Origin of the sequence: Salinicola sp. MIT1003 (assembly GCF_001858555.1) — a bacterium.
Taxonomy (GTDB): Bacteria; Pseudomonadota; Gammaproteobacteria; order Pseudomonadales; family Halomonadaceae; genus Salinicola; species Salinicola salarius.
Window position 1 is genome coordinate 28,818 of sequence record NZ_MCAP01000060.1, and the last position, 26,029, is coordinate 54,846.

Below are 26,029 nucleotides of genomic sequence, written 5' to 3' on the forward strand. Positions count from 1 at the left end.
CCATTCCGCTCGCGGCATTGACGATCAACGGCCGAACCGCTGATGGGCCCGACCTCTTCAACCCGCCATCATACCGGGGGCCGCGCCGACATCACAGGGGGCGCACGCAGGTCATGGGACTCATGATCTGCGTGGCGCCAGATCAACTCGGCAGAGGCTCGTCGGCCGTCAATCGCCGCCCTGTCTCGGCCGAACGCGAGACAGCCGCAGGCGTTTCTGTCTGGCTCTGCGGTGTGCTACGCAACCGGAACAGCGAAACGGTCTCTGCCAACTGCCGACTCTGCTCGTTCAATTGTCGGGTCGATACGCTGGACTGGCGCACCAGCGCGGCATTGCTCTGAGTGGTCTCGTCGATCTGCGAAATCGCCACATTGATCTGTTCGATACCGTGGGATTGCTCTTCGGATGCCAGCCGGATCTCCGAAATCAACGTGCTGATGCGCTCGACCTGGGACACGATCTCGGTGACCCGCTGCCCCGCCTCGGCGGCGCGCAGGTTGCCACTGTCGACCTCGCTGACAGTCTTGCCGATCAGCGCCTTGATCTCCTGCGCCGAGGTCGTGCAGCGTTCCGCCAGACTCCGGACTTCCTGAGCCACCACGGCGAAACCGCGGCCATGCTCGCCGGCCCGAGCGGCTTCGACGGAGGCGTTCAACGCCAGCAGGTTGGTCTGGAAGGCGATGCCATCGATCACGCCCACCACTTCGGATATCTGCGTCGCCATGCCGACGATGCGCTGCATTGCCTCTGCCGTTGCCTCGACGGTGCTCTGCGCCTCACCCGCTGCCGCCACGGTTCGCTGTGCCTGTTCATCGCCTTCCTGCGCCCGTTGCGCATTCTGACGAACCGTCGCGTTGATCTCTTCGGTACTGGCGGCGGTCTGCTCGAGGCTCGCCGCCTGGGATTCGGTGCGCGACGCCAGCTCGGTGTTGCCGGAGGTCAGCTCCCGGGTATGGCTCTCGGTCTGCGCAACCGCAGTACGTACTTGCCCCACGATGCGCTCGAGTCCATCACCGATGCCATTCATGGCAGCGACCAGTTGTCCGATTTCATCATGCCGTCGCGTCTCGATACGCCGTGACAGATCTCCCTCCGCCAGCGCCCGGGCCAGGCCGACAGCACGATTCATGGGCCGAGTCACCAGCCGCTTGACGATCCAGTAAAGCGCCAGACTCAGCGCCGCGGCCAGCGCAAGCGAAATCAGCAGGAAGCGATCCCGCGCCGCCATCACTCCTGCCTGCATTTCATCGACCGAGACCGAACCGGCCACGACCCATTGCCACTCGGGATAGCGCGAGTAGAGCACTAGCCGCCCTTCGCCACTACTGGCGGTATACTCGACCTCGCCGGATGACGCCTCGAACAGCGGTGCGAAAAGATCTCCCATCTCGCCATTCAACACGTTCTGCCCCTCGTAGGGCCCACCGGCGATGACCTCTCCCTGCTGGTCACCGGCTGCTGAGATCAGCATGGTGTAGCCAGCATCACCGATGCCCGTTTTACGAATGCGATCCTGGACCTGAGCCATCTCGGCACTGACATCCACGCCCACGAACATCGCACCGACGACCTTGCCATCTTTATCCTGAATGGGCTGATACTTGGTGATGTAGTCGGTGCCGAAAAGCGTGGTCAAACCCGTGTAAGGCTGATTCGCCATCAGCCTGGCGTAGCTCTTAGAGTCTCGACTGAGCAACGTTCCCATCGCTCTCTCGCCGTTCTCGTTCTTGAGAGACGTGGAAATGCGCACGAAATCGTCCCCGTCGCGCGCGAAGATCGTCGCTGGCGTACCCGTCTGATTGTTGAAGCGATCGAGCTTCCAGGTGTTGTCGTTGAGAACTTCGAGACCATCCTTGAGCGTCGGCGTCTGACGCCCCGCGACCTCGATGAGCTGGTCAGGGCTCAATGCGAAGCGCCCCGAATACTGATCCGACAGAATCTTCAGGAACCGATCTGCCTGTTGCTGCAGGCTGTAATTGAAAAGCGACAACATGCCGCCGATGGAATCCTGCTGGGTTTTCAATTCATGCGTCGTGGCTTCGCGCAGTTGCGTCGTACTCGCCTGGGCCATGGCGAAGGCCAGCCCCATGAGCACGGCGGCTTGAAGAAAGGCAACGATAAGGGCCAGTTTGGTACCGATGCCGGCACGGCGAAGGCGCTGTCGAAATGCAGCCATGGTGGTTTCCGAGATTGAAGGAATCAAGGCCCTTATCGGCGGCGGCGAAGACAATCTTGATGACACTCGCGACGAAAGATGCAAAAGGCATCACACCTTTCGAGGTTTGCTATGCTGTTGGCCGCTCTCTTGTCCGGCCAAACGCATGCTGCCCTGGTTATCGCCACATATCGTCGCCTTCCCGCCAGTCTCCCAGGCGCTCGATGAACCCGACGGTCTGCTAGCCGCAGGAGGCGCGCTGAGCTCCGACTGGCTGTTGTGTGCCTATCGACAGGGCATCTTCCCCTGGTATGCCGAGGGCCAGCCAGTTCTGTGGTGGTCGCCAAATCCACGTATGGTGCTGTTCCCTGAGGAGATACGCGTCCGCCGAAGCCTGGACAAACGACTGCGCAACGGTGGCTTCGAAGTCAGCTTCGACCGTGCCTTCCCGCGTGTCATCGCCGCTTGCGCCGAAACCCGCGCCGATGCCGAAGGCACCTGGATCGACGACGCCATGCGGAAAGCCTACGTGGATCTTCACCGCCTGGGGCATGCGCACAGCGTCGAAGTCTGGCAGGCGCAGACGCTGGTCGGCGGGTTGTACGGGCTGTCGATCGGGCGCGTCTTTTTCGGCGAATCGATGTTCAGCCAGGTTGCCGATGCTTCGAAGGTAGCGCTGGTGCATTTGGCGCGACACCTTCAGCGTCACGACTTCGCGTTGATCGACTGCCAGATGCATACGCCCCATCTGGCCAGCATGGGTGCCAGAGACATCGCCCGGGAGACATTCCTCGACTACCTTGAGAAGAACGTCAACGCACCCAACCCGGCCAGCCTCTGGCCGACGGAGTCAACGTGAGCAGCGACAATGCGAGCAACCCGCAGCGTCAGGCACGCGATCTTCGTTTCTTCCTGACGGTTCCCCACCCCTGTAGCTACCTGGAGGGGCGGGAGGCAACGACCCTATTTCTCGATCCTCAGGAGACGGTCGCCCCGGAGGTTTACGATGCGCTCACGCTACTGGGCTTTCGGCGCAGCGGCAGCAACCTTTATCGCCCCCACTGCGAGAGCTGCAGCGCGTGCACTTCGGTCAGAATCCCGGTCGACGACTTCACCCCATCGCGGACGCAGCGCAAGCTGATCAATCGCAACCAGGATCTGACACTCAGGCTGCGACCGGCCGAATTCGACGAGCAGCACTATGCTCTCTACGCTCGTTATATTCGCGCCCGGCATGCGGATGGCGACATGTTCCCGCCGAGCCGGGAGCAGTACCGGATGTTTCTGGCCCAGACCCATCCGTTCGCCAAGCTGCTGGAATGTCGACTGGGTGATCATCTGATGGCAGTCGCTGCCACGGACATGCTCAGCCATGGCCTGTCGGCGATCTACACCTTCTTCGATCCCGATCCGCTTTTCGAGCGGCGCTCGCTGGGCAGCTTTGCCATCCTCAGCCAGATCGAGCTGGCACGTAAGCGCCACCTCCCCCACGTCTACCTGGGTTACTGGATCCAGGCGTGCCAAAAAATGCGTTACAAGCAGGATTACCAGCCACTCGAGTATCTCAGCGGCGGCCGCTGGCAACGCGTGATCCCGGCAACAGCATTTTCCTAGAAGCGCAGGGAACCCGGCGCGGGCAACTTTGCATGTCGACGAACGACAGCGTCATTCCCCGAATGGCCTTTTAGCGCGATTTCAAGCGGGATTTTTGCCTTCCCTGACGAGATGGCCCATAATATCGCGCACTTCAGAGGCCCAAGCGCGGCTGATAGATGACGACGTGGATGGCAACACTGCCATTCGCGTTATCTCACGTCGATTGACGACCGTGCGGCGCCATGCCAGGCCCTCATACCAAGCCCATGCTCACAACGTTCAAGAGGGATCGCCTATATGGCACGAGAAGATCATATCGAAATGGAAGGCGTGGTCGTCGACACGCTTCCCAACACCATGTTCCGCGTTGAACTGGAAAACGGCCACGTCGTGACCGCCCACATTTCCGGCAAGATGCGCAAGAACTACATCCGCATCCTGACCGGTGACAAGGTCAAGGTAGAGCTGACTCCCTACGACCTCTCCAAAGGCCGCATCGTCTACCGTTCGCGCTAATTCGCGAGCCCATCTCGCGCTTCCCGCCCTGCTTTGGCGGCCTTGCCCGTCATCCTGAAAAAACATCTGACATCGTAGTCTTGCGTCAGACGGGTGAGATGAGATGACACGAATCGAAAAACGCCTCGCCATGTTGCCATGGCGAGGCGTTATCGTTTCCGCGGGATCGAGACGTTGCGCCGTCAGGCGACTTCGGCCTCGGTCTCCAGCTGCAGCTCGTCGTTTTCGACCCGCACGTGCACGATGCCGCCGTTGTCGGCCAGATCGCCGAACAGGATCATCTCTGCCAATGGCTTCTTGAGCTTTTCCTGAATGACGCGCGCCATCGGCCGCGCCCCCATCTCCGGATCGTAACCCTTCTGGGCAAGCCAGACACGAGCGTCTTCGTCGACGTCGAGTTGCACGCGCTTCTCGTCCAGTTGGGCCTGCAGTTCGACCAGGAACTTGTCGACCACGTTGCGGACGATGGAAGGCTCGAGGCCGTGGAACTGAATGATCCCATCGAGACGGTTACGGAACTCCGGCGTAAACGTTCGGCGAATCACTTCCATGCCATCGGTAGAGTGATCCTGCGTCTGGAACCCGATCGAACGACGCGAGATCTGCTCGGCTCCGGCGTTGGACGTCATGATGATGATCACATGGCGGAAGTCCGCCTCGCGGCCGTTGTTGTCGGTCAGGCGACCGTGGTCCATGACCTGCAGCAGCAGATTGAAGACCTCGGGGTGCGCCTTCTCGATCTCGTCGAGCAACAGCACGCAATGCGGCTGCTTGTTGATCGCCTCGGTCAACAGACCGCCCTGATCGTAGCCCACGTATCCCGGCGGGGCGCCGATCAGGCGCGATACCGTGTGACGCTCCATGTACTCCGACATGTCGAAGCGAACCAGCTCGATGCCCATCAGATGGGACAGCTGCCGTGCCACTTCGGTCTTGCCGACGCCGGTCGGCCCGGCGAACAGGAAACTGCCCACCGGTTTGTCCGGCGACTTGAGCCCGGCACGGGACAGCTTGATCGCGGCGGACAGGCTGGTGATCGCCTCATCCTGGCCGAAGACCAGCATCTTCAGATCGCGCTCCAGGTTGGAGAGCAGCTTGCGATCCGAGCTGGACACGCTCTTGGGCGGAATCCGCGCGATGGAAGCCACCACGGCCTCGACCTGATCGACATCGATCGTGGCAATCCGCGCCTCCGGCGGCAGCAGACGCTGATGCGCGCCGGCTTCGTCGATGACGTCGATCGCCTTGTCGGGGAGATGACGATCGTTGATATACCGGTCAGCCAGCCGCGCGGCACTTTCCAGCGCACCGTCGGTGTATTTCAACTGATGATGTTCTTCGAAGCGGCCGCGCAGCCCCTTGAGGATGCGGATGGTGTCCTCGACGGTCGGTTCCGGCACGTCTACCTTCTGGAAACGACGCGCCAGTGCCCGATCCTTCTCGAAGATGCCGCGGAATTCCTGGAACGTGGTCGAACCGATGCAGCGCAGCTCACCGGAAGAGAGCAGCGGCTTGAGCAGGTTGGACGCATCCATGACCCCGCCGGAAGCGGCGCCCGCGCCGATCACCGTATGGATCTCGTCGATGAACAGGATCGAGTTGTCCTGCTTGCGAAGCTCGGCCAGCAGCCCTTTCAGGCGCTTCTCGAAGTCGCCCCGATACTTGGTGCCGGCCAGCAATGCGCCCATGTCGAGCGAATAGACCACCGCATCCGCAATGACGTCCGGCACGTCCTCCTCGACGATACGCTTGGCCAGCCCCTCGGCGATGGCGGTCTTGCCGACACCCGCTTCACCCACCAGCAGCGGGTTGTTCTTGCGTCGGCGTGCCAGGATCTGCACCACACGCTCGAGTTCGTGGTCACGTCCGATCAACGGATCGATCTTGCCCAGACGGGCCTGATCGTTGAGGTTGGTGGCGTAGTTGCTCAGCGGGCTCTGGCCGTTTTCGGTGGCCGCCTCTTCGCCCTCCTCGGACTCCTGGGAAGGCTGCTGGGCCTGGCCATGACCGGCCACCTTGGAAATGCCGTGGGCGATGTAGTTCACCGCATCGACCCGGGCCACGCTCTGCTGCTTGAGGAAATAGACGGCCTGACTCTCCTGCTCGGAGAAGATCGCCACCAGCACATTGGCGCCGGTCACCTCGCTCTTGCCGGAAGACTGGACGTGGAAAACGGCACGCTGAAGCACGCGCTGAAAGCCCAGCGTCGGCTGCGTTTCCCGATCGTCCTGCTCTTCGGGAATCAGCGGCGTCGTGGAATTGATGAAATCCTGCAGATCGGCACGAAGCTTTTCCAGATTCGCCCCACAGGCATTCAGCACATCGGCTGCCGAGGCATTATCGAGAAGCGCCAGCAGCAGGTGCTCCACGGTCATAAACTCGTGTCGCTTGGAGCGCGCCACGGTGAAGGCCGTGTTCAGGGTGAGTTCAAGTTCTTTACTCAACATGGCAGTCCCCTTTTAGCCACTGAGGGCGTCGGTCGGCACTTTCACAATCGGGCACAAACAGCGGTTTCGCAAGTCTTCGAAGACAAAAGCGTCGACGATGTGTGTCCGCGTCCTACTCTGCGGCATCCACGTCACACATGAGAGGATGCTCGCACTCTCTTGCATATTCATTGACCTGATGGCACTTGGTCTCCGCGATATCGCGGGTAAAGATGCCGCAGGTCGCCTTTCCCTGGGTATGGACGGCCAGCATGATCTGAACCGCCTTCTCGCTATCCATGGCGAAGAACCGCTGCAGCACCTCGACAACGAACTCCATCGGCGTGTAGTCATCGTTGTACAGCACGACCTTGTACATCGGCGGCGGCGCCAGTTGCGGGTCGGACACCTGCTCGGCGACATCGCCCTGCTCTTCGTGATCAGGGTCGGGAGGGCGTGTCATACCCATGCGCGCCGGCTCCCTGGAAAGGTACAACGACACTCTATCTACGATCTCTGACATACGGTTGTTGGCACGATCTGGATGAGTCCCTGGATGCATCGGCTCGGGTACATCAAGTGGGTCGGGTACATCAAGTGGGACTGGGTCAGGTATTGGATACCATCGAAGGCCCGAGGTTCCCTGAAGATGCGGCCGATAGAGCCCGTATGCAAGCCTTCACTGAAAATAGTCGCGACAGGCCGCTACCGCCATGGCATCGTGGCCGCGATATCACCGTCGCGGCTATTCAAGAGGAGCGTTGGCGACCCGGCATGAGTCGAATCTATCTATTGCACAAGCCCTATCATGTGCTCTGTCAGTTTACCGATGATCAAGGGCGTTCCACCCTGGCCGACTATCTGCAGGTTCCCGACGTCTATCCAGCCGGACGCCTCGATTACGACTCCGAAGGCCTGCTGCTGCTGACCGACGATGGCGCCCTGATCCACCATATCAGCGACCCCCGTCACAAATTACCGAAGCAGTACTGGGTGCAGGTCGAGGGAGCGCCTGACGACGCTGCGCTCGAGGCGTTACGACAGGGCGTCACACTGAAAGACGGCCCGACCCGGCCCGCCAGGGTTCGACGATTGACCCGGCCAGAGCCCGCTCCACGGGTCCCGCCGGTTCGCTATCGGGAGTCCATCCCCACGACCTGGCTGGAAATCGAGCTGCGCGAAGGGCGCAATCGACAGGTACGTCGCATGACGGCGCATGTCGGCCACCCGACGCTACGCCTGATTCGCGCCGCCATCGGTCCATGGCGACTGGGCGATCTGCAGCCCGGAGACTGGCGCAGCGAGACCGTGAACGCCCCCCGCAAGCGCTCACCGCGACAGGACCGGAACCCGCGATCGAAGCCACGGCGCACTCGATGACCGCCATGCCGTTCCCGTTCCGGCCCTCGCGCCGCAGCCCTTCTTCCGACCGCGGGCTTTCGAATTGCCCCAGACCGGGTATGATCGGCTGAACCCCGTGGCCCGGTGTCGAGGGCCGCGCACCGAGTTGGGAGAATGAAGAAATGAATCGCTGGACACCCCGCGTGACCGTTGCCGTGATCGTGGAACGGGCCGGTCGTTACCTGATGGTGGAAGAGGATCGCGGCGGGCCGTTCAGTCTGTTCAACCAGCCTGCCGGTCATCTGGAGCGCGGCGAGCGCCTGATCGCCGCGGCCGAACGCGAAGTTCGCGAAGAGTCCGCCTGGCAGATCGCCATCACCGATTACCTGGGACTCTACGTTCACCAGACTTCGGATGGCCTCACGTTCCATAGCCACGCCTTCATCAGCCTGCCGCTGGCGCATCTGGGCAATCCGCTCGACAAGGGGATCATCGGCGCTCACTGGCTGACCTACGACGAAATCGACGATCTCGATCGCAGCCGCCGCCTGCGCAGCCCGGTGGTGATGCAGCGATTGCGTGACGCGCGTGACGGCCGCCGCTACCCGCTCGATCTCATTCGCGAGCGCTGAGACCGGTCCCGCGTCCAAGTGCGGTCGAGAGCCGCTCGCGTGGCGGGGAATACTGTCAGGCTCGATGCCCAGACCCGCTTTCGGCTATAATCCCGGGTCATTTATTCAGGGCGGCGCCCGTTTCGTCGCGCCCAGCCGTCGGCGCATCCGATGTCATCGCCCGCCTTCACCTGTCCTCGGGAATCGCCATGACCACTGACAGCTTGCCCAGCGATAGCGTGCGCTCACCCAACGCAGGCGACTTGCCGTCCCACGAGAAGGCCAAGAAGGTCATCGTCGGCATGTCGGGGGGCGTCGATTCCTCCGTGACTGCGTTGCTGCTGATCCAGCAGGGCTATCACGTCGAAGGCCTGTTCATGAAGAACTGGGACGAGGACGACGGCACCGAGTACTGTACGGCGATGGCGGATCTGGCCGATGCACAGGCGGTCAGCGATACGCTAGGCATCAAGCTGCACACGGCCAATTTCGCCGCCGAATACTGGGATAACGTCTTCGAGCACTTCCTGGCGGAGTATCAGGCAGGCCGCACGCCGAATCCGGATATCCTTTGCAACCGCGAGATCAAGTTCAAGGTCTTCCTCGACTACGCCGAGATGCTCGGCGCGGATCTGATCGCCACCGGCCACTACGTTCGCCGAGGTGCCGACGATGCCGATGGCCGGGCGCAACTGCTCAAGGGTCTCGATGGCAACAAGGACCAGAGCTATTTCCTGCATGCCGTTCCCGGCGATGCCATCGCACGCACGCTGTTCCCCGTAGGCGAACTGGAAAAGCCCGAGGTCAGGGCGCTGGCCGAACGTCACGGCCTGGCCACGGCGCGCAAGAAGGATTCCACCGGCATCTGCTTCATCGGTGAACGCCGCTTCAGCGACTTCCTCAAGCAGTACCTGCCCGCCCAGCCCGGCCGCATCGAGACGCCGGAAGGCGATCTAGTCGGCGAGCACATGGGGCTGATGTATTACACCCTGGGGCAGCGACGCGGCCTGGGTATCGGTGGTCTCAAGGATCACAGTGAAGAACCGTGGTTCGTCGCCGCCAAGGATCTCGAGCGCAACGTCCTGATCGTCGTCCAGGGCGAACATCCGCTGCTTTACAGCGATGTCGTGTACTGCGAGCCGGCAGCCTGGGTGGCGGGCGAACCGCCGGCGAAGTCGCGTCTCAGTGCAAAGACCCGCTATCGCCAGCAGGACGTCGCCTGCGAGGTGACACTGCTGGCCGATGGCGAGATCGAGGTTCGCTTCGATGAGCCTCAGCGGGCGGTCACGCCCGGCCAATCGCTGGTGCTCTACGATGGCGACGTGTGTCTCGGTGGCGCTGTCATCCGCGCCACCGAGACCGCCGATACGGCGGCCGTCGCCGAATTGACCGGCGCAGCGCGGCCCGACACCAACCTTACCGCAACGACGGGGAGCCAGCGTTCGGCATGAATCCAACGCCCATTCAATCGGCACCGCTCGACAGCAATGGCCGGCAGGCGCTGGCCCTGGCCGGTGTCTTTCAGGCGGCTTCCGTGGTCGATCAGCTCGCCCGTACCGGCCAGTGCGACGAACGCGCCTGGAACACGCTGCTCCGCGCGACGCTGGATACCAACCCGCCGAGTTTCGAATCGATCTACGGCGGCCATCACAACAACCTGCGCCTGGGCATCGATACCCTGCTCGCGGTGATGTCCCGCCAGCATGCCCAGCCTGCGGTGATGCGCTACGGCTTCTCGATGGTGTTGCTGATGCAACGGCTACGCAAGGACGATGCCATGATGAGCACCCTCGGCCAGCGTCTCGGCCGAATCCAGGGCCAGGCGGAACATTTCGGCGAGACGCACGAGAACGTCATCGCCAGTCTCGGCGAGCTGTATCAGGAGACGCTTTCCACCTTTCGCTACCGGATCGTGGTGCAGGGCGAGCCCAGCCTGCTGCAGAGCCGAATGATGCCGGAACGTATCCGCACCGCCCTTCTCGCCGGCGTGCGCTTCGCCCTGCTATGGCATCAGCAGGGCGGCCGCCGCTGGCGTCTGATTTTCCAGCGCGGCGCCATCAGGCGCACGCTGCGCGAGCTCGACGCCCACTGATGTCGAGCCCCATGAATTCGTTAACCGCGAGCTTCGAGCTCGTGCGAGCCTTCGGGAACCCAAGATGATCGAACTTTCCGCATTGACCGCCCTCTCCCCCGTCGATGGCCGCTACGCAGCCAAAGCCGCGCCGCTACGCGAACATTTCAGCGAGTTCGGCCTGATCCGGGCTCGCGTCACCGTCGAGGTGCGCTGGCTCGAACGATTGGCGGCCCATCCCGGTATCGCCGAAGTGCCGCCACTTTCCGCAGGGGCACAGGCGTTTCTGGACAAGCTGGTGAAGGAATTTTCCATCGCCGATGCCGAACGCATCAAGACCATCGAACGCACGACCAACCACGACGTCAAGGCCGTCGAGTACTTCCTCAAGGAAGCGATTGCCGACCAGCCCGAGCTGCACGCCATCACCGAATTCGTTCACTTCGCGTGTACCAGCGAGGACATCAACAACCTTTCCTATGCCCTGATGATGCGCGACGGCCTGGCCACGCTGCTGCCGACGATGCATCAGGTTCACGATGCCATCGCCAAGCTGGCGCACGAGCATGCCGAACAGCCGATGCTGTCGCGTACCCATGGCCAGACCGCCAGCCCCACGACGCTGGGCAAGGAGATGGCCAATGTCGCCTACCGCCTGCAGCGCCAGCTCAAGCAGATCGAGTCGGTGGAACTGCTGGGCAAGATCAACGGCGCCGTGGGCAACTACAACGCTCACCTGGCGACCTATCCGGAGATCGACTGGGCCGACAACGCCCGCATGTTCGTCGAATCGCTCGGGCTCACGTTCAACCCCTATACCACCCAGATCGAACCCCACGACTACATCGCGGAGCTGTTCGATGCCATCAGCCGCTTCAACACCATCCTGATCGACTTCGATCGCGACGTGTGGGGCTACATCTCGCTGGGCTACTTCAAGCAACGCACCGTTGCCGGGGAGATCGGCTCCTCCACGATGCCGCACAAAGTCAACCCGATCGACTTCGAGAACTCCGAAGGCAATCTGGGGCTGGCCAACGCGCTGCTCGATCACCTGGCCCGCAAGTTGCCGATCTCCCGCTGGCAGCGTGATCTGACCGACTCCACCGTGCTGCGCAATCTCGGCGTCGGCCTGGCCTATGGGCTGATTGCCTACGAAGCCTCGCTCAAGGGTATCGGCAAGCTCGAGGCCAATCCGCAGCGTCTCGACGACGACCTGGACCAGAGCTGGGAAGTGCTGGCCGAGCCGATCCAGACTGTCATGCGCCGCTACGGGATCGAAAAGCCCTACGAGAAACTCAAGGAACTGACCCGCGGCAAGCGCATCGACCAGGCCGGTTTTGCCGCCTTCATCGACACGCTCGCCCTGCCGGACGAAGTCAAGATCGAGCTCAAGGCGCTATCACCGGCAAGCTACATCGGTAACGCCATCGATCAGGCCAAAGCGCTTTAAGCCCTCAACGATACCCAACTGGAGATCGATATGACGTCGGCCAACTCGCCCCGCACCCTGCTCGGCGGCCTCACGCCCGCCCAGTTTCTCAGCCAGCACTGGCAGAAATCGCCGCTGCTGATCCGCGGCGCACTGCCCGGCTTCGTCTCGCCACTGGAGCCGGACGATCTGGCGGGCCTGGCCTGCGAGGAAGGCATCGAAGCCAGGCTGGTCGAGGAGCATGGCCCCGACAAGGCGTGGCAGGTCAGCCATGGCCCGTTCGACGAGGAGACTTTCTCGCGCCTGCCGGTCAGCGGCTGGTCGCTGCTGGTGCAGGCTGTCGATCACTATGTGCCCGAAGTCGCCGAGCTGCTGGAAGCGTTCGACTTCATACCGCGCTGGCGCCTCGACGACATCATGGTCAGCTACGCCCCGCCTGGCGGCAGCGTGGGCGCGCACGTCGATCAGTACGATGTCTTCCTGCTGCAGGCCAGCGGCCGGCGTCGCTGGCAACTGGGCGGCACGCCCGGTAACGACGCCAGGCTGATTCCCGGTATCGATCTGCGGATTCTGGAAGACTTCACCGTCGAAGCCGACCAGGACTGGGTGCTGGAGCCGGGCGACATGCTCTATCTGCCCCCCGGCGTCGCTCATCATGGCATCAGCGACGCCGACGACTGCCTGACCTTCTCGATCGGCTTCCGGGCGCCCTCCAGCGACGAGGTCGTGACCTCGTTTGCCGACTATATCGGCGAGCAACTCGGCGACAGTCAGCGCTATGGCGATTCCGATCTGCAGCCGCCGGCCGCCATCGGCGAACTGGACGATCAGGCGATCGCCCGTGTCCGCGCCTTGCTGCTGGATGCCATCGACAGGCCGGAACAGATGGCGCAATGGTTCGGTCGCGCCATGACCCAGCCCAAGTACCTGGATCAGTTGATCCCGCCCGAGTCCCCGAGCGATCCGAACGATCTTCGAGCCGCCCTGGAGAGCGGCAGCGAGTTGGCCCACAGTCTCGGCTCGCGCTTTGCCTGGCGCCGGCTGGATGACGCCCAAGCCACGCTGTTCGCCGACGGAGACGCCATCGTCTGCGATCTCGAGCTGGCGCAGTATCTGTCGGCGAACCCTCGCCTCGACGCGAAGGTGCTCGAGTTTCCGGGCAGCGAATCCTTGCTCGCCGCTCTCGTCGATAGCGGTAGCTTGAGCGTACCCGAGGAAGATGATCAGTGATCAGGATCATCAGAGGCAGTGGCAGCGATGCCTACACTCCGAGTAGAGAGACGTAGTGTCGTGGAAGACATTCTGTACTGGACGCATTTTAGAACACTGTTTTAATGTATTGATTCAGTGTACCCGGCACGAAGCCAAATCTGGATGTTAAGGAGAATCGATCATGAAACGACTCATCGCCCCCGCGCTGGTCATGAGCCTGCTAGCCCTGGCTGGCTGTACCAACAACTCGACATATTCAGGTGACGTCTACCGCGGCGATCAGGCGGGTACCGCACAATCCGTCAGCTACGGCACCATTCAGTCGGTTCGTCCGGTACAGATCCAGGGCGGCAACGGCGAAAGCGTTCTCGGCAGCCTCGGCGGCGCCGTGATCGGTGGCCTGCTGGGCAACCAGGTCGGTGGCGGCTCTGGGCGTACCATTGCGACCGCCGCTGGCGCCATCGGTGGCACCGTCGCCGGCAGCAAGATTCAGCAGGCAACGGACCGTGTCGACGGTTACGAGCTCGAAATTCGTCAGGACAGCGGTCAGAACGTCGTGGTCGTTCAGAAGGCCGACCGCAACTGGCAGGTGGGTCAGCGCGTCAAGCTGGTTGCCAGCGGCTCGAGCGTAAGCGTGGCCCCCTATTGATCCAGGCAACGACGGATCCAGGCAACCAGGACGGCTAAAAGCGTGTCCGGTGTAGAAAGCCGTCTATAGCAGACGTCAACGGCGCCCTTGGGGCGCCGTTTTCGTTAGCGTAGTATTAATTCCAAAGATTATCGACGCTTTACCTACACTGTTGTATGTTGTGTAGGTCACATTCGTTCAAGGGAATAATACGATTCATGAAGGGACTCACGTGGACAAGAACCGGCTTTGCCATCGTCCTGGCTGGAATATCCGGCTCGGTTTGGGCTGATGGCATCCTGACACTGAAATCGGAAAACGATATTTTTGCCAGTGGTGACGACGGCCACTATACCAACGGGCTGGAGATCGACTGGTCTTTCAAACCCGACCGGGATCACTGGACTCGCGCTCTTGCCGAGGCCCTGCCCGGCTGGAGCGCAGCCTCGCTCGATGGAGCCGCTTATCGTTTCGGACAACAGATCTATACTCCCGAAGATATCGACGAGAGACGTTTGATCGAAGACGACCGCCCCTATGCTGGCGTCCTCTATGCCGGGCTTTCCCTGTTCGATGACGAACAGCTCGTCGGATGGCGTCACACCAGCGGCCTGTATTTCGATGTCGGCCTCGTCGGACCAGGCTCCGGCGGCCATACCGTACAGCAGAATTTCCACCATCTCATCAATAGCGATGAACCCAAGGGCTGGCACAACCAGCTTCATAACGAGCCGTTCGTCAACGTGGCCTACAACACCGCCTGGTGGAAGCAAAGCCAACTGGGCGCACTGGAAGCCGAATACGGCCCTTCGGTCGGATTCGCGGCCGGCAATCTCTATACCTATGCCGCAACGGGGCTCGGGCTGCGCCTGGGTCAAGGATTGGACAAGAGTTTCGGCGTTCCGGCCGTGGCACCCGCCCAAGGCAGCCAGATCTTTTTCGAAGCCAACAGTGGCTTCAACTGGTACGTCTTTGCCAATGTCGAAGGTCGGTTCATGGCCTATAACATGCTGCTCGACGGCAATACGTTCGAGGACAGTCACTCCGTCGACCGACGCCCCTGGGTCGGCGATGCTCAGGCCGGCTTGGCGCTCTCCTGGAATCGCTGGCAGCTGACCTACAGCTCCGTCTGGCGTACCCACGAGTTCGAAACACAGGACAGCGGCGATCAGTTTGGCTCGATCACGCTGTCGACCTGGTTGTAACGTCGTCGGTGCTTGTCACCGCAAGCGCATCTCAAGCATCTACATCTCAAACGCACGACGGGCGATGCTTCAAGCATCGCCCGTCGTACATGATGACCTTGGCCCGGATGACAGGCCAGCGGCCATTCAGTGCAATCTGGCTTTACGCATTCCCCAGCAGACGACGCGCTTGCCCACCCAGAGACCGATTGCCAGCAGGATCAGCGTCAACAGCATGGAGACGGGATTCACGATGAAGGTTGCCCCAAGCACGGCCAGGGCGATCGCCATCATCCAGCGATCCTGGGCGGGGTCTCCCTGTAGCTGTGCCGGCAGCCGGCGCTTGACCGCCCCTCCAAGCGCACCATCCCAAGCCTTGAGCAATAGAAAAAGCAAAACGGCGAAGGCAATGAGCCAAACGACGAAAACGGTCATGACGAACTTCTCCTCAACCGCAGGATCACGGTGGTTTATCCTCGAATCAGGGTAACCACACCCATGAAACGGCGCAACTGCTATGGAGGTGGTCCGAGGGCCGCATCGAGCCGGCTAGACCAATATCCAACGTCATTGCGACCTGACAGAAAGGCCGTGGCACGTTAGGATGGGAAAGACATGCACAAACGCAAAGGTTTCGAGATGCAGATTGCCCAGAACTCCGTGGTCGCGTTCCACTACACACTGACCAATGATGCGGGAGAGGTGCTGGACAGTTCCGAAGGTCGTGAGCCGCTGACCTATCTTCACGGTGCGGGCAACATCATTCCGGGCCTCGAGAAGGAACTCGAGGGTCACGGCAGCGGTGATAAGCTTCAGGTCGCCGTCGCACCGAGCGAAGGTTATGGCGAAGTCCAGCCGGCACTGGTTCAGGAAGTTCCGCGCGATGCCTTTCAGGGTGTCGATAACGTCGAGCCCGGCATGCAGTTCCAGGCACAGACTCAGGAAGGCCCGCTGATGGTCACCGTCACCAAGGTAGAAGGCGATACCGTGACGGTCGATGGCAATCACCCGCTGGCCGGTGAAAAGCTGAACTTCGATGTCGAGATCGCCGAAGTTCGCGAAGCGACCGAAGAAGAAGTATCCCATGGTCATGTCCATGGCGAAGGTGGTCACCAGCATTGATCGTGTCGGATCCCGCCTAACGGGATCCGCTATCGGTGTCACCGCCACCACGTAAAAGGGCAGCCTCATGGCTGCCCTTTTTAATGCTCGCGGAATGCTCGATCGAGACGCCGACACTCACGACCGATCTCAACCTTCGCTGGCCAGCATGACCCGCTGGGCCAGTTGCGTGCGCTCGACGGGGCGCCGCGCCTGCCAGTAGTAGCGCTTCCAGTAGACGTTATCGAGACGAGACAATTTCACGCCCTGAGATGACGAGGCGTGGAGGAAATAACCATCGCCCACGTAGACGCCGACATGGTTGTAGGGTCCCGGCGGCCGGAAAAAGACCAGATCCCCCGCCTTGAGGCTACTCTCCGCCACTCGACTCCCTTCCAGTACCTGTTCTTCTGTCGTACGCGGCAGCTCGAGAGCGAAGGCTTCTACGAACACGTGCTGCATCAATGCGGAGCAATCGATACCGTTTCGCGTCGTCCCGCCGAGCACGTAAGGTGTTCCCACCCAACGCTCATGCTCGTCCAGCAGCGCCTTGCGAATAACTGCCGGAGAGACATTCTGCGGACGAAAGTCCCGAATTGTCCGAGGCGCAGGTGCCACACTCCGGTTTTCGCTGGCAGCAACGGTCGGGGATTTAACCAGGGGAAGTGAATACTGCGCGTTGACCTGTTGTTGTTTTACAGGAGCCGAGCAACCGGACATGACCATCACCAGTGCCAGCCCCATGGCTGTGCGTCTTAGCATTCAGCGCGACCTCGTTCGCCTGTGAGCCGTCACGGGCACCGCCTGTCTATAGGCGACTCGTGAGGAGTCGCCCGGCGAAATGGAGTCGCTGTGGTGGTGACACACCTCGACGAGGTGTCACCGCCAAAACGGCCTGTATTCGGCTCGAATCATCGATCAATCGGACAGAAAAAAGCCACGCCCTCTTTCCAGTGGGCGTAGCACAGCGGAGATCATATGTCATTGAAAACGCTTTGGCGAGTCTTCCGGATCAACGAACGGCATCAATGCAGATGATGCGCCTCGCCCGGCAGGATATCGACATGGAGCGATGTCCAGTGCGTCATGGCGCTACCGGGGAAATCGAGGCTCGCCCAGGCGCCGGCCAACAGCGGCCTGGCTTCCAGCCAGGCGTTGAGAGCCTCCCGAAAGCGCATCAGAAAGGCCTCGCGTTCAGGCGTGTCGTCCATGAAGAATCCGAAGCCGCTGTACAGCCCTTCGGCGTAATCGTGCCAACTGCTGTAATGCTGCCCTGCCAGGCGCATCGCGGCATCGAGATAGTAGGAAAGCCGATCCTCGTCGAGCCAATCGAGCTGCCTACCCGCCAAGGCGAGATCCACCAGCTGCGCGATATCCCAGGCGGTCATGTCCTGATCGTTGCAATGGCAGGCATTGTCCCGCACGTGCTTCAGACGCAATAGATGAATTCGCTCCTCGTCCGCACACTCTCCCGACTCGAGAATCGCGATTTCCGCCTCGAGCCGAGTCCGATTGAGCGTGTAGGGCGCATAATTGACCTGGTAATCCTGGCGGTCACCCGCTTCGACCAGAAAATCCAGGAAGTCGATGAGCCCGGAGGCACCCTGCAAGGCATATTGGTGCTCTATCCACTCCCCCAACGCCTGCCGATCCTGTGGCGCCAGAGGCTGAGGTGCCTGCCACAGTGCTTCATTGAGCGGCCCAGCGAGCGATATCGCCGTGAAGCGCGTCAATGTTGGTCGCACGCCTGGCTCGAGCCAGGTCAGTGACCGCGACGGTGTCAGCCAGTGAAACGGCGACCCCGGATCATGCCGATGCCAGGCAATATCATCCGCCAGCGAGACTTCGTCAGGCGCTTCATCCTGACTCAGGACGGTCTCCCAGGCATGCCAGGCCGAGAGCATGCGCAAGGGGTCGCTATAAAACCGACTCAACACATCACATAGCGACTGGGCCAGCGCCTTGATCTCGGAAGTCGGATAGCGACCGCTATCGGCGGCCATCACCAGATAGAACGCATACTTTTCCGCCATGGCGATCGTCGCTGCATGATCGGCACAGGCAGCCAGACGCCGCGATGCCTTCTGAGACGATTTTCGACCAACGCGATGGCGAGAGTCCGCCGCCAGCTGATTGAGATGATGCGCCTGCGCAGGCATCCAGAACCTCGCCAGCCCAGCGGTTCCCTCTTCCCGGCGTAGGCCGAGAACTTCTTCGAGGTAGCGCTCGGCATCCTGAATCCGAGCCTGCCCCAGCGGCTCATCGAGATGCCGCCGATGAATCAGATCCGGGTCCCGTATCGCCGCAATGGCCAGCACCCAGCTGTCGGCTTCTCCACGCTGGCGCTGGATGAACGCTCGCGCCAGGTGGCGCTGTTCCTCTTCCAGAATGCGGGAAAGAGGCGTCTCCCACGGGCTTCGGCTGGCGACCAGCAGCCCACTCCAATCGCTGTCGAACGTCTCCCGCAAATCCCGACCTTCGAACAGGCTGCGCCCTCGTTGATAGGCACGCGCAACCGCTTCCCAGTCGGTGTAGCGCTGCTGCAGGAGATCGATGGCATGGGCCGCGAACACTTCGGCCTCCGAGGCAGAAAGCCAGCCAGCGCAGTAGCCAAGGTAAGCCTGATCGACGAGCCGCAGCCAGTCCCACGCGGCCCAGTCCAGCGGCTCCTCTTCGGCCAGAAACCGCAACAGCACCCGGCCGTAATCCTGCTGGTCGCCCAATCCGGATAACCACTCGACGCGAGATTCCGCCCCTTGGCGCGCGAGTCGAACCGCGTCCATCTCCCAACCGTAGCGATGCCCCTGACCCGCAAGCCAGAACAACAGGGACTTGAGCTCATCCGGACCGCGGACCTCGCCCTGCTCACACAGCAACGCCTGTTGCTGCCGCTGTTCTTCCGCGGAGCACTGGATTGGCCAGGCAAGAACCGGCGCGATGGCGGCTCTGGCTCGCCACAGATCGGCGGGCCAAAGCGGAGCTGGCGCATCGATCGATTTCAGGCTGTGTCGAACCTTGAGCCAGGAAACGCCTCGCTGCTGCCGTTCCCGGGCCACTAGCGCTTGCCCCGCCATATCCAGCGCCGGGTCACCCAGATGTGTCAATGCCTGCAACCAGGCCTTGAGCGTCGGCATGCTGGTCACGATGTCGCGCGCCAGGGCAAGCAGCCAAGCCTCATCCGTTCGAGGATGGGTCCAGCCCACGGTACTTCCCAGCGCCAGCAACTCCAGAGCGGCCAGCCGTGCGATTGAAAGCTCGCCTGTGTCGGACGCGTTCTCCCAGAGTCGCCACGCAAACTCGTCCCGACTATCGATCCCGAGCAACGTCAGGCGCTCGAACGCCTGCTCGGCGCTGAGTGCCAGTCGAGGATCGCTGACAAGGGGCCAACCGCAAAGCGTCAGTTGCTGGGCCCACCATGGGACGAGAAGTTCGCTCAAGAGAGACCTCATGCTACGAGAAACGGCTTGCGCCGGACGCCGAATGGATTCCGACAGGGCGCATGCGGCGGCACAGTATACCGGAAAGGTGCTCGATACCGGAAAGGTGCTCGCGCGCCGATGGCATGGCGCACGACGACATGACAGAGGCCTAGTTCAGCTTCTCGGTATGAGAGCGCGGGGACTCGCCGAGCAGGTGGCGTAACAGGAACTTCCTGACGCGCACCACGAACTGCTCCTGGAACAGCACGCAGAAGAGCACGGTCAGAACGAGAAACAACGGGTACAGCCAGAGGTGCAACTCACCCGCCGCCGCCAGACAGCCCTGAAAATCCGTCAAGCACAAGCCCGGATCACCGGAGAGCACACGCTCGACTCGCGAGAACACGGCATAAAGCGGCACATGCAGCGCGAACATCGGCAACGATGCACCGCCCAGTCGGGTTGCCCAGCGCATCAGACGGCGATTGCGAGGCTCCCCCCAATGCGCGGCGACGTAGATCAGCGCCAGTTGCGCTGGCAGCAGCAGACCATTATGCAGGGCGTAGTACCAGGCATGTCCCAGCCCCAGGAGCGTCACTGCGACGACCACGCTGACGGCAACGAGCAACAGCGTCAGACAGCACTGGGGAAGCGTCATCAGCCGCCCCTGCGCCTTGCGTTGCGCATAGAACGTGCAAAGCAAGATGCCGGCGGCGAACTCAGGCAGACGAATCAGCGGGTTGCGGTGCAGGATGCCGGTTTCGGGCACGCCGTAATCGGTCGTCAGAATGACATACAAAGGCGGAATCAAGTAGATCAGATTGACCAGCAGCATGGCGCGACGCGGGTGCAGAACGCGGCGCAGTCGAGGCGCCAGCCAGGGAAACGTCAGGTAAAAGAAGAACAACGCCGAGATCGACCAGGACGGCGGATTGAAGGTCAGATATAGCGGATTCCAGGCATGCAGCAAGGTGAAATTGAGCAGCAGATTGATGCCGGTTTCCAGCGGCCCCATGGTGTGGTTCAGGCTCTTCCAGTCGAGCTGGCCGATATCGTTATTGACGTCATACACGACGAACCGCAGCGAGATATCGCTATCCCCCGGTGCGATTGCCAGGTAGCCGACCAATGCCGATACCGCCATGGCGAGAAGCAGTGATCCGATGTGGATCGGGTAGAGATTCGAGAAGCGCTTGAGCCAGAAGCTTCTGGGTGGCTCGCGCATCTGGTATGACGAATCGAGATAGACGTGCGTCAACAGAAAGCCGGATAGCACGAAAAAGGCGCTGGTCGAGAAGAAACCGATATCGGTCACGTAGTGCGACCAATCGCGAATGGAAGGATAGTTGTGAAGCGTATGAAAAATGACGATGTAGAGGCCGAGCAGAAAGCGCAGCCATTCGAGCCCAATGAAGCGCTCTTTACGCGTGCCGGTCGTTGAATCGGGCATCCTTGCAGATCTCTGTCCGTCAAAGGCGCTAGTGTACCCGATTCCTGTCAGCAAACACTTGGCCTGAATTGCTTTCCGCGAGCGCGACGGTCAGCCAGAACCAAGAAAGCCGCGCAACGCGCGGCTTTCTCTCCTGGACCCAACGGTACGGAGTCCGCCTAGGCTTTCTTCACCTTGGCGACGATCCACAACAGGATGATCGCACCAATGGTCGCCACGACCAGGGACCCGATCAGCCCGTTCGACGATAGCCCCAGGAGACTGAACAGGAAGCCGCCGATCACGGCACCAACGATGCCGACGACGATATTCCCAAGAATACCGAACCCACCGCCTCGCATGACTTTTCCAGCAATCCAGCCCGCAATGCCACCAATAATCAGCCACAGGATGAAGCCCATAGTGTTACTCCTTGATTCCCTTCAGCATGAACAGCTCATCGGGCAACTTCTCATTGCCTAGTCCAAGCATAGACAGCATTCTCGAATTGTTCGAAGTTCGAGACCAAAACGGGCCCACATGTGTGGAACCGCTTTCGCGTCGACAGGCGCATGGCAGCCGCAATTCAATGGAATGCCGGCACCCGTAGCGATACTTTTGGCGGCAATCCGTAATGACGCCAGGCAGCGTGAGCCTCGGGATCCTCCCACACTCGCCAGTGCAACTGGGAAAGCATCACCGGATCATCCAGAAACGCCAGGCGCTCGAGATTGCCCATCGACATCGGCCCCTGCTTGACGGCTTGGCTGACGCGCTCATGGCGTCTCCGTTTCAGCGGCTCGGCATGTGCATGGCGAGCCGTCCCCAGCGCCGTTGCCAAGGCATTCGATATCGGGTCCATGACCACTTGAACAAAAGTCGGCGTGGGCGCAGCGGCATTCATTCTGCCCAGATGACGCACCATCCGGCGCAGTACACGCGGAGGATGAGTCTCTTCAGGGATCCGGAACAGCCGCGCGCGGAAGCAGGCGCTTCCCAGCGATACCCGACTGGATAGCGTCGAGACCGGTATCGATATCATCATCGCCCCCACGATCGGCGACAGCCACCACAGGAAGGTCGGTTCCATGAGATAGACCCCCACGGCCCAGACCGCCCCGATCACGGTTTGACTCCAGTGATTGCGAATCGCATCTCCCCAGGTCGTGTCGCTGTTTTCACGAGACGGCGACCGCCACTGGATGGCCCAGCCCATGATCGAGGTCAGCACGAAACGCGTGTGAAACAGCATCCGTACCGGTGCCAGCGCCATCGAGAACAGCGATTCCAGCACCATGCTCGCCAGTACCTTGAGCGGCCCGCCGAACTGGCGACTTCCCTGAACCCACACCAGAATCACGCTCAACACCTTGGGCAGGAACAGCAGCGTTGCGGTGGCACCGAACAGCCCGACGGCAAGCGTGGGGTTCCACTGCGGCCATACCGGGAACATCATCCCCGGCTCCGGGAAATAGTTGGGCGTACTCAGCGTATGAACGGCAAGCAGCGCCGTCGACAGGACCAGGAAAAGACACCACAACGGCGCAGAGATATAGGACATCAGGCCGGTCAGGAACACCGCGCGGTGAACGGGATGGATCCCCTTGGAGAGAAACAGCCTGAAATTCATCAGATTGCCGTGGCACCAGCGTCGATCCCGGTTGAGCTCGTCGAGCAGGTTGGGCGGCATCTCCTCATAGCTTCCCTCCAGCTCGTAGGCGATCCAGACGCCCCAGCCGGCACGCCGCATCAGCGCCGCCTCGACGAAATCATGAGACAGTATCTCGCCGGACATCGAGCCCTTGCCGGGTAACGGTGCCAGCATGCAGTGCTGCATGAATGGCGCCATGCGGATGATGGCGTTGTGCCCCCAGTAATGCGATTCGCCCAGCTGCCAGAAGTGAAGTCCGGCAGTAAACAGCGGCCCATATACCCGCGTAGCGAACTGCTGCATGCGGGCATAGAGATTCAATCGCCCGGAAGCCCTGGGCGCCGTCTGGACGATACCGGCATCCGGGTGCGCCTCCATCATCTGAACCAGACGTGTGAGACAGGCCCCGCTCATCACGCTGTCGGCGTCCAGTACCAGCATGTAGCGATAGAGCGCGCCCCAGCGACGACAGAAGTCATCGAGGTTGCCGCTCTTGCGCTTCACCCGGCGCTGACGACGACGGTAGAACACCTGGCCAAAGGCATCGAGATCGCGGCACAGAGCCAGCCAGGCGTGGGTCTCCTGGATCGCGATGTCGGGATCGTAGGTATCGCTCAGGATAAAGACATCGAAATGGCGACCGTTGCCGCTCTGGCGCAGGGACTCGATCGTCGCGCGAACGCCGGCGAAAACTCGCGGGACGTCCTCGTTGCAGATCGGCACCAGCAATGCCGTGCGCGCGTCGTCCGGTATCGGCTCGTCGCCGACCTCGGAATCGATGGCGTAGCGATCCCGGCCTCGCAGCAGCTGGAAGAAGCCCATCAGGGCGGTCCAGAAGCCGGCGGAAACCCACGCAAACAGCAGCACGAACAGCGCCAGAATGGCAACTTCCAGCCATTGCTGGCCCTGATAGGGCAATACCGTTCGCATCTGGTTGGCGGCTACGACGCTCTGGCCGAAAATCAGCACCAGCAATACCCAGCGCCGCGCGCTCGCGATCCACTGCCAGCGCGGGGTCGGCTTGGCCTCGCGCTGCCTGCGCCGATAGCCACGATCTGCCCAGTTCTTCAGACGCTGGCCAAACCGCACGAAGGGATTGGTGGACCACGCCTCCGGTGCCAGTGGCGTCCGCCGCATGGGCGGCGCTGTCTGCAGGCGGGTGATCCCATGCTCGTCGGTGCTCAGAACGTCCGGCGGCGCCAGCGGCGGCTCGGCATAAGCCAGCGCCAGGCGACGCCCCACCGATGTGGCGGCAGGATCATCGCTATCGACCTCTCGCCCGCCCAACGCCGCATGCAGCGATGCCATATCGTGAGTGTTCAGATCGCTGGCGAGCAGCTTGCGCCGCTCGTCACGATCCTGGGTTTCCAGTGCCAACCGCTCCAGGTATTGCTCGGCTGACGTCATCCGTGAGCTGGACGTCGCTTCAGCCATTGGCAGGCAGCCGGTAGTACCAGGTTTCGGAGACCCGCTTGTCGCCCTGATTCAGATAGGCGCGGATATCCAGCGGCTGGGCGTTGTCGCTGCGCTTGATCTTGACGAACACACGCCAGCCGCCGGTCGCCGGGTTACGCTCGGTAGAGGCGTCGACCAGTTCGCCATTGTCGCCGACACTGGCCTGAACGCTCAGGTTGGCATCATCGCCAAGGCCGGAGAGCGAAGGGCCTTCGAAATCCAGCACGAAGGCAAGCGAGCCGTCTGCTTCACGCACCAGATTGTCCTTACGCACTTCGCCACGCGAGCGGCGGGTCTGCTCGACCCAGGCCAGCGATGGGTCGACGTAACGGCTCTCGTCCTTGGTCACGGTGAAGCGATAGTCGTAATCCAGCGGCGTGCCCGGTTGCGGAGCGGTTTCCGGCAGCCACATCGACACGATGTTGTCGTTGGTTTCATTGGGGGTCGGGATCTGGATCAGCTCGATCTTGCCCGCGCCCCACTCGTTCTGGGGTTCGATCCAGGCGCTCGGCCGCAGGTCGTAACGGCTGTCCAGATCCTGGTAGCTGTCGAACTCGTGATCACGCTGCATCAGGCCATAACCACGCAGGCGCGGTGTCGCATGCTCGTTGATCATCAGCTTCGCCGGATTGGCCAGCGGCCGCCAGGTCCAGCCGTTCTGAGAGTCGCTGATCAGCAGGCCGTTGGAGTCATGAATGGCCGGACGGTAGTTCAGCGTCGATGAGGGCTGCTCCGGACCATAGAGATACATGCTGGTGAGCGGCGCCACACCCAGCTTCTCGACCGCGCGACGCAAGAAAAGCCGCGACTTGACGTCGACCACGGTGTCGGCACCCGGGCGAAGAACGAAGCGATAGGCGCCCGTCAGGCTGGGAGAATCCAGCAACGCGAAGATGGTCAGATACTGGCTCGTCTTGCTCGGCTTGACGATCCAGAACTCCTTGAAACGAGGGAATTCTTCGCCGGAAGGCAACCCCGTGTCCACGGCGAGGCCGCGACCGGAAACGCCATAGACCTGGTTCTTGCCGACGACGCGAAAGTAGCTCGCGCCGAGGAATACCATCGTCTCGTCCTTGCGATCCGCCTGGTTGAGGGCGTAATTGACCTTGAAGCCCGCGATGCCCAAGTCATCGTCGTTCTTGGCGCTGTCCGGCAAATCGAGATTGCCGTAGGTAAAGTCATCGGGATTGTAGGCGAAATCCTGAACGCCCTGATCATCGACACTATGAAGCTGAATGGCACTGTCGTAATGCATGCCCTCATGGAAGAAGCTCAGAGTGAAAGGCACCCCGTCTCCACTCCAGACATCGCGGTCACGCTTGTACTGGATCTGCTCATACTGGCCGTAGTCCAGATTACGCAGCGCTTCCGGCAGATTTTTCTCAGGTTCGCTATAACCCTGCTTCGAGAGGTCTTCGGCTTTCTTCGCGACATCATCGAAACCAAAAGCCAATACATTTTGGGCGATACCGCTGAGTAGCAACCCTGTCAGGGCTACCACCGGAAGAAGCGCCTTGCGTTTTTCAAGGTTACTCCGCCGGATCGATGCACTCACACTCATACTCCTGTCATAACTATCTTGGCCGATATCAACGAGCTCGAAATGTTCAAGACCGCACATAGCCATATCGTAAACGGTCAGCTCAGCCGGTAGCCGCACTGCCGGTATTCAGGACGCGGACGCAACTCACGATGAAGGACGACGAGATAGCGAAGCCTCCGTGCTTCGTATGGCCGAAGTCTAGCATACGCTACACTGCGGACACGGAAAGACCTCGATACCGGTCTGCGACCGCGCTATT

General features: G+C 61.3%; 22 protein-coding genes. 12 read left to right on the plus strand and 10 right to left on the minus strand.

Features of this window, described 5'->3' with window-relative positions:
* Positions 1-142: 142 nt before the first annotated feature.
* Positions 143-2,176 carry a methyl-accepting chemotaxis protein gene (locus BC443_RS17575; protein ID WP_071233185.1) on the minus strand — a complete coding sequence of 678 codons (2,034 nt, stop codon included), beginning with the start codon at positions 2,174-2,176 and terminating at the stop codon, positions 143-145.
* A gap of 145 nt (positions 2,177-2,321) precedes the next feature.
* Between BC443_RS17575 and aat the strand changes: the two genes are divergently transcribed.
* The 3 genes from aat to infA all read left to right on the plus strand — a co-directional run bounded on the left by aat (position 2,322) and on the right by infA (position 4,267).
* Positions 2,322-3,014, plus strand: coding sequence for a leucyl/phenylalanyl-tRNA--protein transferase (aat, locus tag BC443_RS17580; RefSeq protein ID WP_071233265.1), 693 nt, complete (start codon positions 2,322-2,324; stop codon positions 3,012-3,014).
* A complete protein-coding gene (locus BC443_RS17585; protein WP_071233186.1) occupies positions 3,011-3,769 on the plus strand; it encodes an arginyltransferase in 759 nt (252 codons plus the stop codon). Before aat ends, BC443_RS17585 begins: the two co-directional genes overlap by 4 nt.
* A gap of 279 nt (positions 3,770-4,048) precedes the next feature.
* The gene (infA, locus tag BC443_RS17590) at positions 4,049-4,267 is read left to right on the plus strand and encodes a translation initiation factor IF-1 (RefSeq protein ID WP_013332816.1); all 219 of its coding nucleotides are present in this window, start codon (positions 4,049-4,051) and stop codon (positions 4,265-4,267) included.
* A 182-nt stretch (positions 4,268-4,449) separates the two neighbouring features.
* On the opposite strand, the gene clpA is transcribed toward infA, so the two are convergent.
* Positions 4,450-6,714, minus strand: coding sequence for an ATP-dependent Clp protease ATP-binding subunit ClpA (gene clpA / locus BC443_RS17595; protein WP_071233187.1), 2,265 nt, complete (start codon positions 6,712-6,714; stop codon positions 4,450-4,452).
* 112 nt (positions 6,715-6,826) lie between these two features.
* Entirely contained in the window at positions 6,827-7,162 is a 336-nt protein-coding gene (gene clpS, locus BC443_RS17600) for an ATP-dependent Clp protease adapter ClpS (RefSeq protein WP_247643325.1), read from the minus strand.
* Positions 7,163-7,467: 305 nt separating this feature from the next.
* Between clpS and BC443_RS17610 the strand changes: the two genes are divergently transcribed.
* From BC443_RS17610 to BC443_RS17645, 8 genes are all read left to right on the plus strand, one after another.
* Positions 7,468-8,073 carry a pseudouridine synthase gene (locus BC443_RS17610; protein ID WP_071233189.1) on the plus strand — a complete coding sequence of 202 codons (606 nt, stop codon included), beginning with the start codon at positions 7,468-7,470 and terminating at the stop codon, positions 8,071-8,073.
* Between the two features lie 143 nt (positions 8,074-8,216).
* Positions 8,217-8,666, plus strand: coding sequence for an NUDIX hydrolase (locus BC443_RS17615; RefSeq protein ID WP_071233190.1), 450 nt, complete (start codon positions 8,217-8,219; stop codon positions 8,664-8,666).
* A 188-nt stretch (positions 8,667-8,854) separates the two neighbouring features.
* Complete coding sequence (mnmA, locus tag BC443_RS17620) at positions 8,855-10,096, plus strand: tRNA 2-thiouridine(34) synthase MnmA (RefSeq protein ID WP_083387500.1); 1,242 nt, start codon at positions 8,855-8,857, stop codon at positions 10,094-10,096.
* Complete coding sequence (gene hflD / locus BC443_RS17625; RefSeq protein WP_071233191.1) at positions 10,093-10,737, plus strand: high frequency lysogenization protein HflD; 645 nt, start codon at positions 10,093-10,095, stop codon at positions 10,735-10,737. The genes mnmA and hflD overlap by 4 nt, the downstream gene beginning before the upstream one ends.
* A 67-nt stretch (positions 10,738-10,804) precedes the next feature.
* A complete protein-coding gene (gene purB / locus BC443_RS17630; protein ID WP_071233267.1) occupies positions 10,805-12,169 on the plus strand; it encodes an adenylosuccinate lyase in 1,365 nt (454 codons plus the stop codon).
* 30 nt (positions 12,170-12,199) lie between these two features.
* Complete coding sequence (locus BC443_RS17635; protein WP_071233192.1) at positions 12,200-13,378, plus strand: cupin domain-containing protein; 1,179 nt, start codon at positions 12,200-12,202, stop codon at positions 13,376-13,378.
* A gap of 163 nt (positions 13,379-13,541) precedes the next feature.
* Positions 13,542-14,009, plus strand: coding sequence for a glycine zipper 2TM domain-containing protein (locus BC443_RS17640; protein ID WP_071233193.1), 468 nt, complete (start codon positions 13,542-13,544; stop codon positions 14,007-14,009).
* A 197-nt stretch (positions 14,010-14,206) separates the two neighbouring features.
* Positions 14,207-15,193: a lipid A deacylase LpxR family protein gene (locus BC443_RS17645; protein ID WP_071233194.1), complete on the plus strand. Its 987-nt coding sequence runs from the start codon at positions 14,207-14,209 to the stop codon at positions 15,191-15,193.
* A 126-nt stretch (positions 15,194-15,319) separates the two neighbouring features.
* Here the strand turns inward: BC443_RS17645 and BC443_RS17650 are convergent, their stop codons facing one another.
* Entirely contained in the window at positions 15,320-15,607 is a 288-nt protein-coding gene (locus BC443_RS17650; RefSeq protein ID WP_071233195.1) for a hypothetical protein, read from the minus strand.
* 204 nt (positions 15,608-15,811) lie between these two features.
* Between BC443_RS17650 and slyD the strand changes: the two genes are divergently transcribed.
* Positions 15,812-16,294, plus strand: a complete 483-nt coding sequence (gene slyD / locus BC443_RS17655; protein ID WP_071233268.1) for a peptidylprolyl isomerase — start codon at positions 15,812-15,814, stop codon at positions 16,292-16,294.
* Positions 16,295-16,423: 129 nt separating this feature from the next.
* On the opposite strand, the gene BC443_RS17660 is transcribed toward slyD, so the two are convergent.
* The 6 genes from BC443_RS17660 to BC443_RS17685 all read right to left on the minus strand — a co-directional run bounded on the left by BC443_RS17660 (position 16,424) and on the right by BC443_RS17685 (position 25,782).
* Complete coding sequence (locus BC443_RS17660) at positions 16,424-17,035, minus strand: NlpC/P60 family protein (protein WP_071233196.1); 612 nt, start codon at positions 17,033-17,035, stop codon at positions 16,424-16,426.
* A 263-nt stretch (positions 17,036-17,298) separates the two neighbouring features.
* Positions 17,299-19,710 carry a DUF1266 domain-containing protein gene (locus BC443_RS17665; protein WP_071233197.1) on the minus strand — a complete coding sequence of 804 codons (2,412 nt, stop codon included), beginning with the start codon at positions 19,708-19,710 and terminating at the stop codon, positions 17,299-17,301.
* Between the two features lie 151 nt (positions 19,711-19,861).
* Positions 19,862-21,142, minus strand: a complete 1,281-nt coding sequence (locus BC443_RS17670) for an acyltransferase (RefSeq protein ID WP_071233198.1) — start codon at positions 21,140-21,142, stop codon at positions 19,862-19,864.
* Between the two features lie 158 nt (positions 21,143-21,300).
* Positions 21,301-21,543 (minus strand): GlsB/YeaQ/YmgE family stress response membrane protein, encoded by a 243-nt coding sequence (locus tag BC443_RS17675; protein ID WP_071233199.1) that lies wholly within the window; start codon positions 21,541-21,543, stop codon positions 21,301-21,303.
* A 164-nt stretch (positions 21,544-21,707) separates the two neighbouring features.
* Positions 21,708-24,179 (minus strand): glucans biosynthesis glucosyltransferase MdoH, encoded by a 2,472-nt coding sequence (gene mdoH, locus BC443_RS17680; protein WP_110634759.1) that lies wholly within the window; start codon positions 24,177-24,179, stop codon positions 21,708-21,710.
* A gap of 19 nt (positions 24,180-24,198) precedes the next feature.
* Positions 24,199-25,782, minus strand: a complete 1,584-nt coding sequence (locus BC443_RS17685; RefSeq protein WP_244179904.1) for a glucan biosynthesis protein G — start codon at positions 25,780-25,782, stop codon at positions 24,199-24,201.
* Positions 25,783-26,029: the final 247 nt, after the last annotated feature.